Origin of the sequence: Streptomyces sp. AF1A, from assembly GCF_047340315.1 — a bacterium.
Lineage (GTDB): Bacteria > Actinomycetota > Actinomycetes > Streptomycetales > Streptomycetaceae > Streptomyces.
The window spans coordinates 1-10,415 of the sequence record NZ_JBLEBI010000213.1 but is presented as its reverse complement, the minus strand read 5'-3'; the positions used below and the strand labels follow the sequence as shown (position 1 = coordinate 10,415).

12 protein-coding genes are annotated in these 10,415 nt (G+C 72.4%); 6 read left to right on the top strand and 6 right to left on the bottom strand.

Annotation, left to right across the window (positions count from 1 at the left end; translation table 11 throughout):
- Positions 1–32 precede the first annotated feature (32 nt).
- Complete coding sequence (locus ACLU3S_RS32855; protein ID WP_413955634.1) at positions 33–245, top strand: hypothetical protein; 213 nt, start codon at positions 33–35, stop codon at positions 243–245.
- Positions 246–498: 253 nt separating this feature from the next.
- On the opposite strand, the gene ACLU3S_RS32850 is transcribed toward ACLU3S_RS32855, so the two are convergent.
- From ACLU3S_RS32850 to ACLU3S_RS32840, 3 genes are all read right to left on the bottom strand, one after another.
- A complete protein-coding gene (locus tag ACLU3S_RS32850; protein WP_413955633.1) occupies positions 499–1,590 on the bottom strand; it encodes a S1C family serine protease in 1,092 nt (363 codons plus the stop codon).
- 56 nt (positions 1,591–1,646) lie between these two features.
- Positions 1,647–2,384, bottom strand: a complete 738-nt coding sequence (locus tag ACLU3S_RS32845) for a class I SAM-dependent methyltransferase (RefSeq protein WP_413955632.1) — start codon at positions 2,382–2,384, stop codon at positions 1,647–1,649.
- An 83-nt stretch (positions 2,385–2,467) separates the two neighbouring features.
- Positions 2,468–3,064, bottom strand: a complete 597-nt coding sequence (locus ACLU3S_RS32840) for a DUF3043 domain-containing protein (RefSeq protein ID WP_413955631.1) — start codon at positions 3,062–3,064, stop codon at positions 2,468–2,470.
- Between the two features lie 289 nt (positions 3,065–3,353).
- Between ACLU3S_RS32840 and ACLU3S_RS32835 the strand changes: the two genes are divergently transcribed.
- The 4 genes from ACLU3S_RS32835 to ACLU3S_RS32820 all read left to right on the top strand — a co-directional run bounded on the left by ACLU3S_RS32835 (position 3,354) and on the right by ACLU3S_RS32820 (position 6,543).
- Entirely contained in the window at positions 3,354–4,145 is a 792-nt protein-coding gene (locus tag ACLU3S_RS32835) for a PspA/IM30 family protein (RefSeq protein WP_413955630.1), read from the top strand.
- A gap of 33 nt (positions 4,146–4,178) precedes the next feature.
- Positions 4,179–4,457 carry a PspA-associated protein PspAA gene (gene pspAA, locus ACLU3S_RS32830; protein ID WP_413955629.1) on the top strand — a complete coding sequence of 93 codons (279 nt, stop codon included), beginning with the start codon at positions 4,179–4,181 and terminating at the stop codon, positions 4,455–4,457.
- 104 nt (positions 4,458–4,561) lie between these two features.
- The gene (locus ACLU3S_RS32825; RefSeq protein ID WP_413955628.1) at positions 4,562–5,866 is read left to right on the top strand and encodes a sensor histidine kinase; all 1,305 of its coding nucleotides are present in this window, start codon (positions 4,562–4,564) and stop codon (positions 5,864–5,866) included.
- Entirely contained in the window at positions 5,863–6,543 is a 681-nt protein-coding gene (locus tag ACLU3S_RS32820) for a response regulator (RefSeq protein ID WP_413955627.1), read from the top strand. The genes ACLU3S_RS32825 and ACLU3S_RS32820 overlap by 4 nt, the downstream gene beginning before the upstream one ends.
- A gap of 45 nt (positions 6,544–6,588) precedes the next feature.
- On the opposite strand, the gene ACLU3S_RS32815 is transcribed toward ACLU3S_RS32820, so the two are convergent.
- Both ACLU3S_RS32815 and nadA read right to left on the bottom strand, forming a co-directional pair.
- A complete protein-coding gene (locus ACLU3S_RS32815) occupies positions 6,589–7,167 on the bottom strand; it encodes a Uma2 family endonuclease (RefSeq protein ID WP_413955626.1) in 579 nt (192 codons plus the stop codon).
- A 144-nt stretch (positions 7,168–7,311) separates the two neighbouring features.
- Positions 7,312–8,496 (bottom strand): quinolinate synthase NadA, encoded by a 1,185-nt coding sequence (nadA, locus tag ACLU3S_RS32810; protein WP_413955625.1) that lies wholly within the window; start codon positions 8,494–8,496, stop codon positions 7,312–7,314.
- Positions 8,497–8,770: 274 nt separating this feature from the next.
- On the opposite strand from nadA, the gene ACLU3S_RS32805 reads away from it, so the two are divergent.
- A complete protein-coding gene (locus tag ACLU3S_RS32805; protein ID WP_028422454.1) occupies positions 8,771–9,127 on the top strand; it encodes an iron-sulfur cluster assembly accessory protein in 357 nt (118 codons plus the stop codon).
- A gap of 87 nt (positions 9,128–9,214) precedes the next feature.
- Here the strand turns inward: ACLU3S_RS32805 and ACLU3S_RS32800 are convergent.
- On the bottom strand, positions 9,215–10,415 hold a 1,201-nt coding region (locus ACLU3S_RS32800), incomplete at its 5' end, for a hypothetical protein (RefSeq protein ID WP_413955624.1).

Genomic DNA, 10,415 nt, shown 5'->3' with positions numbered 1-10,415 from the left:
TTCCAGCAGGTGTTGGATCAAAGGAGGCCCACATGACGGCATGGACGTGGCGGTTCGAGAAGGCCGACGGGACGGAGGTCCAGCCCGTGGTGCAGCCCGAGGAGTTCACCACGCAGGGGGATGCCGAGTCCTGGATCGGGGAGCACTGGAAGGCGCTGCTGGAGGGCGGCGCGGACCAGGTGCGGCTGTTCGAGGAGAACACCGAGATCTACGGTCCGATGAGCCTGCACGCCGACGCCTCCTAGTCCTGCTCCCGTGAGGAGGGGGCCGCACCCGGGACCGTGCCGGGGCCCGCACCCGGGGCCGTGCCCCGGAACGCGGTGCCCCGGAGGCAGTGCCCCGGAGGTGGTGCTCCGGTGGCCGTGCGCCGGAGGCCGTGCCTCTGAAGGCGGTGCCCGGGCGGCCGTGCCTCGGAGGCGGTGCCCGGAAGGCCGTACCCCTCTTCACCCCTCTTCACCCCTCTTCACCCCTCTTCACCCCTCTTCACCTCCTCTCTCCTCACTGCTCGCCCAGCGTCACCTCCGCCGTCCTCCGGGTGCCGGCCCGCTGGTACGTCACCCGCGTCCGCTGTCCCGGCTGCTGCGCCGCCAGCGCCTCCGCCAGTGAGGTCGTGGTGGTGATGGACTGGCCGCCGAGCGCGGTGATGATGTCGCCGGGGCGCAGTCCGGCCGCGTCCGCCGGCCCGCCGCGCCGGACGGTGACCACCGCGACCCCGGCCGGGCGGTAACCGGCGTCCACGACGGTCCGCGCGGTGATGCCGAGCGCGGCCCGCCCCGAGTCGACGACCTTGCCCTCCTTGACGATCTGACCGGCGATCCGCTGCGCCATCGACGCCGGGATGGCGAAGCCGATGCCGGCCGCCGCGCTGCCGAGGGCGGGATCGGCCGCGGCGAGCGTCGGGATGCCGATGACCTGCCCGGCGAGATTGACCAGGGCGCCGCCGCTGTTGCCGGGGTTGATGGCGGCCGACGTCTGCACCATGTTCGCGATGGTGGCGCCGGTACCGCCGTCGCTGCGGCTCTCGCTGACGGTCCGTCCGGTCGCCGAGACGATGCCCTGGGTCACGCTGGACGACAGCCCGAGCGGCGAGCCCATCGCCAGCACGATCTGGCCCACCTCCGCCTTCTCGGAGGCGCCGAACACCGCCGGCTTCAGCCCGGCCGGCACCCGGTCCAGCTTGATCACGGCGAGGTCCTGCTCGGGGTAGGAGTAGACCAGCCTCGCGGTGAGCGCCTCCTCGCTGTTGGCGGCGGTCACCTTCAGGGTCTTGGCGTCGCCGACCACGTGCGCGTTGGTGACGATGTGGCCTCTGTCGTCGTACACCACCCCGGAGCCCAGGCTGTCGACGGCCTCGATCTGCACGACCGAGGGCAGGACCTGCCTGATGACCTTCTGGTAGGCGCTCTGCAGGTCGTCCGCGGCCATCGGCTCGACCGCGGGAGCGGTCGTCCTCGTGTCCCGCCCGGACGGGCCGGGCGAGCCGGTGCAGCCGGCGGCGAGCGCCGTGCAGCACACCAGTGCGGCGACCGCGCGGGCGGTGCGCGGTGCACTGCCGCCGGCGCGCGGGGCACGGGTGCGGAGAGCGTCCATGCCCCGAGTCTCACCGCGCGGTGATCAGCGGGCCCGCCCGGTACCCCTGAACGGGCTCAGCCCCGTACCCCGCACAGATGCAGCAGCGCCGCCACCCCGCGGTACGGGTCCGTGCGGCCGGCCCGCTCCTCGACCGCGAGCAGCGTCTCGAGATCCTCGGGGATCTCCGCGCCGTCCGCCGCCGTGTCGGTGAAGACCCGAACGCCGTACCAGGCGTGCAGCGGGGCGGCGATGCCGGCGAGGGTCGCGGTGAGCGCCGACAGCCGGTCGGCTCGCACGTCAAGACCCAGGCGGGTGGGGCTCCCCCCGCTCGAGTCCGTTCGAGAGTGGGGGAGGTAGCAGGTGGTGTCGAAGGCGGCCAGCGCGCCCGCCCAGTCCCCGGCGAGGCCCGGCCGCATGGCGAGCGCGTCGCCGTTGCGCACGAGGAGCGAGAGCAGGCCGCCGGGTGCCAGCATCCGGGCCAGGCCCGCCACCAGCGGGTCGGGCTCCTCGACGTACATCAGGACGCCGTGGCACAGCACCACGTCGAAGCTGCCCGGCAGGAAGTGCACACCGGTGTCCCGGCCGTCGCCCTGCACCAGCCGGACCCGCTCCCGTATGCCCGCGGGCTCCCGGGCCAGCGCCTCCCGCGCGGCGGCGATCATCGTCACGTCCTGCTCGACGCCGGTCACCTGGTGGCCGAGCCGGGCCAGCCGCAGCGCCTGCGTGCCCTGGCCCATCCCCACGTCGAGCACCCGCAGCCGCTGCCCGACCGGGAACCGCCCGGCTATCTGCTCGTCCAGCTGCCGGGCCACCAGCTCCTGCCGTACGACGTCGCGCAGGCCGCCCAGCTCGTTCAGCCACGCCTGCGCCGCACCCCCGGTGAAAGCGTCTGCGCTCAGGGCCGCTCTCCACGCTTGACCTGCGGCTTCGGCAGCCGGAGCCGGCGCATCTGCAGGGACCGCATCAGCGCGTAGGCGACCGCGCCACGCGTGTTCTGGTCCGCGAAGCGCTCCTTGAGCCGCTTCTTCAGCCGCAGCCCGCTGACCGCCGCGTCGACCACGATCAGCACGATCACGACCAGCCACAGCAGCAGCGCGATGCTCTGGATCGAGGGCACCCGCACCACGCTCAGCACGAGGATCACCACGGCGAGCGGCAGGAAGAACTCGGCCACGTTGAACCGCGAGTCCACCCAGTCCCGCGCGAACTTGCGGACCGGGCCCTTGTCGCGGGCCGGCAGATAGCGCTCGTCACCCCCGGCCAGCGCCTGACGCTGCCGCTCCATCGCCTGACGGCGCTCCTCGCGCTGACGCCTCGCGGCGTCCTTGCGGTTGGTCGGCGTATGGGCGACGCTGCGGCGCTGGGCCTGGGCCTCACTGCGCTTCGGCGTGGGCCTGCCCTTCGGGGCCTGCGGGTCGCGGGACTGCTTGGAGAAGTTCACCGGCACCTTGTCGGTGGGGGCCTTCTCTTCCTTGGCACGGCTACGGAACACAAAACCCAAGCGTAAGGGCTTCCCCCGCATGGACCCCAGCCCGGCGGGGAACGATCCGGCAACACCGGACGTCTGTAGAGGGACAGAGGGGGGCGTTCCGGAGGGTCGCGGCGGAGGTTCCCGGTGGGGATCACCTACTCCTCACGCCGGAGCGATACGGTCCGCAGTCGTCCTTGGGGATGAGCGCATCACTCCCCGAACAGTGCGGTAATGGAGGCAGGGCCCGTACTGTGGGTCCTGTCGCAGGATCTGTGAGCTGGAGTCCGTCAGAAGGGGGCGCGCGAAGCCCATGAGCGGTGTCATGAAGCGTATGGGGATGATCTTCCGCGCGAAGGCGAACAAGGCCCTTGACCGGGCCGAGGACCCGCGCGAGACCCTCGATTACTCGTACCAGAAGCAGCTGGAGCTGCTGCAGAAGGTCCGCCGCGGCGTCGCCGACGTGGCGACCAGCCGCAAGCGGCTGGAACTGCAGCTCAACCAGTTGCAGCAGCAGTCCTCCAAGCTGGAGGACCAGGGCCGCAAGGCGCTCGCGCTGGGCCGGGAGGACCTGGCCCGCGAGGCGCTGTCGCGCAAGGCCGCGCTCCAGCAGCAGGTGACGGACCTGGAGACGCAGCACGCGACCCTCCAGGGCGAGGAGGAGAAGCTCACCCTGGCGGCTCAGCGCCTGCAGGCCAAGGTGGACGCCTTCCGCACCAAGAAGGAGACCATCAAGGCCACCTACACCGCCGCCCAGGCGCAGACCCGGATCGGCGAGGCGTTCTCCGGCATCTCCGAGGAGATGGGCGACGTCGGCCTCGCCATCCAGCGCGCCGAGGACAAGACCGCCCAGCTCCAGGCCCGCGCCGGCGCCATCGACGAACTGCTCGCCTCCGGCGCCCTGGACGACCCGACCGGCATGGCCAAGGACGACCTCACGGCCGAGCTGGAACGGATCTCCGGTGGTACGGATGTGGAGCTGGAACTGCAGCGCATGAAGGCGGAGCTCGCCGGCGGCCAGACGCAGCAGGCGATCGAGGGCGGCACCGGCCAGGGGCAGTCCCAGCAGCAGCCGCAGGACACCCCGCGCTTCGACAAGCAGTAGTCCGGCGCCGGGACCCGAGCCGAGGAGGCCGACGTGATCGTACGGATCATGGGCGAGGGCCAGGTGAGCCTGGACGACGCCCACCTTCCCGAGCTGAACAAGCTGGACGACGAGTTGCTGGCCGAGGTGGAGAGCGGGGACGACGCGGGCTTCCGGCGTACGCTCACGGCTCTCCTGGACGCCGTGCGCCGGCGCGGTGAGCCGCTGCCGGACTCCTCGCTGGAGCCCTCGGAACTGATCCTCCCGTCGCCCGACGCGACGCTGGAGGAGGTGCGGGAACTGCTGAGCGACGAGGGGCTGATCCCGGGGTGAGCCGGGCGAACGCCTGACGCCACGGGGGAGGGCGGGTGCGTGGAGTCCCGTGCGTGCGGTTCCCCGGACCCGTCCGGGGGACCGGGCGCCGTACTGTTCACCCCGTGAGCACTCTCGACCGCGCCCGCCGCAGCCTCAAGGCGCACCCCCTGGCCCTGGACGCGGCGCTCGCCGCGGGGGTCCTGGTGTGCATGGTCGCCGGCTCCTTCGTGGTGCCCCGCGGCGCGAACGGCGTCACCTGGGGCGTGCGCACCCCCGACCCCCTGAGCCTGGTGCTCATGGTCCTCGGCGCGGCGGCGCTGGTGTTCCGCCGCCGCGCGCCCAGGACCGTCCTCGCCGTCACCGGCACCCTCTCCGTCGTCGAGTCCGTCACCGGCGACCCGCGCGCCCCGGTCGCGATGTCCGCCGTCGTCGCCCTGTTCACCGTCGCCGCGACCACCGACCGCACCACCACCGTGCGGGTCGGCCTGCTCACCATGACCGTGCTGACCGCCGCCGCCGTCCTGGGCGGCACCCTGCCCTGGTACGCGCAGGAGAACCTGGGCGTGCTCGCCTGGACCGGGATCGGCGCCACCGCCGGCGACGCCGTGCGCAGCCGCCGCGCCGTCGTGCGGGCCATCAGGGAGCGCGCCGAGCGCGCCGAGCGCACCCGCGAGGAGGAGGCCCGCCGTCGGGTCGCCGAGGAGCGGCTGCGCATCGCCCGCGATCTGCACGACGTCGTCGCCCACCACATCGCCCTGGTCAACGTGCAGGCCGGCGTCGCCGCCCATGTCATGGACAAGCGGCCCGACCAGGCCAAGGAGGCCCTCGCCCACGTCCGCGAGGCCAGCCGCAGCGCGCTGAACGAGCTGAGGGCGACCGTCGGCCTGCTCCGCCAGACCGGCGACCCCGCGGCCCCCACCGAACCCGCCCCCGGCCTCGGCCTCCTGGAAGAGCTGGCCGACACCTTCCGCAGCGCCGGGCTCCCTGTGGAGGTGGCCCGCGCCGACCACGGCACGCGGCTCCCGGCGGCCGTGGACCTCGCCGCCTACCGGATCGTCCAGGAGGCCCTGACCAACGTGCGCAAGCACGCCGGGACCGGCGCCCGGGCCGAGGTCAGCGTCGTACGCGTCGGAGCGGACATCGAGGTCACCGTCCTGGACGACGGGGCCGGCGAGGCCGCGGCGCCGGAGGCCGGCGGCGGCCACGGGCTGCTCGGCATGCGGGAGCGGGTCACCGCCCTGGGCGGCACCCTGACCACCGGCCCCCGCTACGGCGGCGGCTTCCGCGTCCATGCGATCCTGCCGGTCGACACGCACACCGACACGCACACCGACCCGCACACCGGGACGGGCACCGACAGGCGCACCGAGACGGGTGACGGGGCGCGTGACGAGACCCGTACGACGGCACCGGGGGAGCCCGTATGACGATCCGTGTCCTGCTCGCCGACGACCAGGCGCTGCTGCGCAGCGCGTTCCGGGTGCTGGTCGACTCCGAGCCCGACATGGAGGTGGTGGGGGAGGCCTCCGACGGCGCGGAGGCGGTCCGGCTCGCCAAGGAGCGGGCCCCGGACGTCGTCCTCATGGACATCCGCATGCCCGGCACCGACGGCCTCGCCGCGACCCGCCAGATCGGCGCCGACGCCTCCCTCGCCGAGGTCCGGGTGGTCATCCTGACCACCTTCGAGGTGGACGACTACGTCGTCGAGTCCCTGCGCGCGGGCGCCTCCGGCTTCCTCGGCAAGGGCAGCGAACCGGAGGAGCTGCTGAACGCCATCCGGGTCGCCGCGGGCGGCGAGGCCCTGCTGTCCCCGGCCGCGACCAAGGGCCTGATCGCCCGCTTCCTCGCGCAGGGCGACGGCGAGGACCGCCGCGACCCGGCCCGCTCCGAACGGCTCGGCACGCTCACCGTCCGGGAGCGGGAGGTGCTCGTCCAGGTCGCCGGCGGGCACTCCAACGACGAGATCGCCGAACGCCTCCAGGTCAGCCCGCTCACGGTGAAGACGCACGTCAACCGGGCCATGGCCAAGCTGGGCGCGCGCGACCGGGCACAGCTCGTCGTCATCGCGTACGAGTCCGGGCTGGTCCGTCCGCGGATGGACTGATCTCCACCCGCGTGTACTGCGCGCGGAGTAGGCCCGGGACGCTTGTCAGAGGACGTCCGTGGTCTCCAGGTCGAAGGCGAAGGGTTCGGGCAACGCGAGGGACTTGCCGAACGGGACGGCGCAGTGCTCGCGGTAGTCGTCGTTCCTGGGGGCGCCGAACAGCGTGACCGAGGAGGCGTCGCGGTCCACGAGCAGGTACAGCGGGATGCCCGCGCGGGCGTAGCAGTGGCGCTTGGCCTCGCGGTCCGTCCTGGGCTTGGTGGAGGTCACTTCGAGGACCATGGCGACGCCGTCCGAAGGCATCCAGGGACGGGCGTCGAGGTACAGATCCGGGTGGGCGGGGGCGAAGGTCCCGTCCGGCACCACATGGTCCTTCGGGCAGTTGCCGCCCTTGTCGAGCCGGAGCCCCTTGTTGCCCGAGAAATCCACGTCGGTCCTGGACCGCCTGATCACCTGCTTCATGAGCCTGGTGATGAAGTGCTCGTGCTGCCCGTCCGGCGGCGGGGTCACAACGATCTCCCCCTCGATGAGCTCGGCCCGGAAACCCTCCGGGGTGTCCAGGGCGAGAAAGCCCGCAAGCAGGATCTCTTCCTGCGTGAGCGACTCATGGGCCATGGCAGTCATGTCACGCCCCTCCTTCGGTCGCTCGCCAGACCGGGACATCCGAGGATCACCTGTTCAAGAGATCGGGAACCTTCCCCCGATCGTGGCACGAAAGGGGCGCCTCCCGACACACCGGGAAGCGCCCCTGACACGCGTGAAGGCCGACTACGGCAGCGACAGCATCCGCTCCAGTGCCAGCTTGGCGAAGGCCTCCGTCTCCTTGTCGACCTCGATCCGGTTGACCAGGTTGCCCTCGGCGAGGGACTCCAGGGTCCACACCAGGTGGGGCAGGTCGATGCGGTTCATGGTCGAGCAGAAGCAGACCGTGCGGTCGAGGAACACGATCTCCTTGCCCTCGGGTGCGAAACGGTTCGCCAGGCGGCGGACCAGGTTCAGCTCCGTGCCGACGGCCCACTTGGAGCCGGCGGGGGCGGCCTCCAGGGCCTTGATGATGTACTCCGTCGAGCCGACGTAGTCCGCGGCGGCGACCACCTCGTGCTTGCACTCGGGGTGGACCAGGACGTTCACGCCGGGGATGCGGGCGCGCACGTCGTTCACGGAGTCGAGGCTGAAGCGGCCGTGGACCGAGCAGTGGCCGCGCCACAGGATCATCTTCGCCGCCCGCAGTTCCTCGGCGGTCAGACCGCCGTTCGGCCGGTGCGGGTTGTAGACCACGCAGTCGTCCAGGGACATCCCCATGTTACGGACGGCGGTGTTGCGGCCGAGGTGCTGGTCCGGCAGGAACAGGACCTTCTCGCCCTGCTGGAAGGCCCACTCCAGGGCCCGCTCGGCATTGGAGGAGGTGCAGATCGTGCCGCCGTGCCTGCCGGTGAACGCCTTGATGTCGGCGGAGGAGTTCATGTACGACACGGGGACCACCTGCTCGGCGATCCCGGCCTCGGTCAGGACATCCCAGCACTCCGCCACCTGCTCGGCCGTCGCCATGTCGGCCATGGAGCAGCCGGCCGCCAGGTCCGGCAGGACGACCTTCTGGTCGTCCGTGGTGAGGATGTCGGCCGATTCGGCCATGAAGTGCACGCCGCAGAAGACGATGTACTCGGCGTCCGGGCGCGCGGCCGCGTCCCGGGCCAGCTTGAAGGAGTCGCCCGTGACGTCGGCGAACTGGATGACCTCGTCGCGCTGGTAGTGGTGACCGAGCACGAAGACCCTGTCGCCGAGCTTCTCCTTGGCGGCGCGGGCGCGCTCGACCAGATCGGGGTCGGACGGCGAGGGCAGGTCACCGGGACACTCGACGCCCCGCTCGCTCTTCGGGTCGGCCTCACGGCCGAGCAGCAGCAGGGCGAGCGGAGTCGGCTGCACGTCGAGCTCCGGGGTCTGGGCGGTGGTCACGACACGCACCCTTTCTACTTTTCGTCTAACTGACGCTATCTATCATAACCGCTTCACGTCAGTTTGACGATGGCCATAGCGTCCATGTGACGTGAATCCCGGCCGTTGTGTCCCGGGTCCCTCTATGAGCCGCTGTCCGCCTTCCCGGCCATGTGCGAGCATGAAAAGGAAAGCGACAACACGACCACGCGACTGCCCGGCCCGGAATGAATCCGCGGAAGCGCCGGTTGCACTCGTCGGCAAGCAGTCTCCGTACAACCCGGGAGAGATGTAGATGTCCGTATCGGACGAGACCACCACCGTCACCGACGGCATCATCCTGACCGACGCCGCGGCGGCCAAGGTCAAGGCCCTGCTCGACCAGGAAGGCCGGGACGACCTGGCCCTGCGCGTGGCTGTCCAGCCCGGCGGCTGCTCCGGTCTGCGCTACCAGCTCTTCTTCGACGAGCGCTCGCTCGACGGCGACGTGGAGAAGGACTTCGGCGGGGTCAAGGTCGTCACGGACCGCATGAGCGCTCCGTACCTGGGCGGCGCGACCATCGACTTCGTGGACACGATCGAGAAGCAGGGCTTCACGATCGACAACCCGAACGCGACCGGCTCCTGCGCCTGCGGCGACTCCTTCAGCTGAGCCCGGCCGACCACGGCCTGACACGAGAGGCGGCGGCCCCCTTCCGGGGCCGCCGCCTCCCGCGTTCTCCGGGCCGACGTGGCGCGGTCAGCCGGTCGGCGCCGGCGCGACCGGCCGCAGCGCGCCCGGCTTCGCCCGCGGGACGTCCTTGCCGTCCGAGCCGGCCACCGTCCGCCCGTCCAGCGGCGCGTGGAGCCGCACGGTCATGACGTACTCCTTGGCGATCAGCACGCACACCTTGTCCGGCCAGGGCCTCTCGGTGACCGTGACCGTCACCTGGGCACCGCTCTCCCGCGCCGCCGCCCGGTAGTCGGCGCACACTCCGCCGAAGAAGCTGACGGTCAGCACCCGGCCCTCCGCCGTGTAGCCGGTCACCCGCACGTCATGGGTCGCGGGCGACCCGGACGCCGCCGGCGCCGAGGGCGCCGCGGAGGGGGACGCGGATGCCAGGTAGCGGGGATCGACCGCCGGATACGCCACCGTGGAGGTCCCCCGGTCCGCCGGGCCGCGCACCTCGAACAGCCAGGACGGCACCAGCGTCTGCCGGCCGCCGACGGAGTGCGCGGACAGCCCGAACACCGCCTTTTGCACCGTCACCGTGTCCGCCGGCCGTCCCGGCGCCCCCGGGGCCACGCCGCACGGCTGCTCCAGCCGGTCCTTCAGCGGCATCGGACGGGCGCAGCCGCCGATGCCCATCCGGTGGTCGCCCTTCGGCGCCGCGTTCATCAGATCCAGCGTCTGCCGCGCGCCCAGCACCGGGTACGTGGCGCCCTTCACCGGCGCCGCCAGCAGCCCGTGGCCGCCGACCACCTCGCCCTGCCGGCCGACGGTCAGGCCGGTCGTCCAGCCGTACGTCGGCAGTCCGCCCACCACCGGGTCGGCGTCGACCACCCGCTGGGCGCCCATGACCCGGCTCGCGTCGATCTTCGCGCCGTCCAGCCCGGCCGCCTTCAGTACCGGCCCCGCCGCCTTCTCGGCCACCGCCTCGCTCACCGGGGGGCCGGTCGGGGCCATCGGGTCGTGCGCGCAGAGGGCGCCCTTCCGGCAGTCGTCGGTGCCCGGCGCGTACCGGCTGAAGCTCCAGTTGCCCGGTGCGTCCCGGTTCACCTGCAGGCTGGGCCCCGAGCCGTCCTTGCCGCCGACCCGCCAGATCCGCCCCTGGGCGACGGGCGTCCCGCTCACCCCGAGCGCCCGTGCCAGCCGGGCCACCCGGTCCCTGCCGACCTCGGCCCCCGGCCGGTACACCGGAGCCGACCCGGGGCCCTTCGGCAGCTCGCCCCGCGCCACG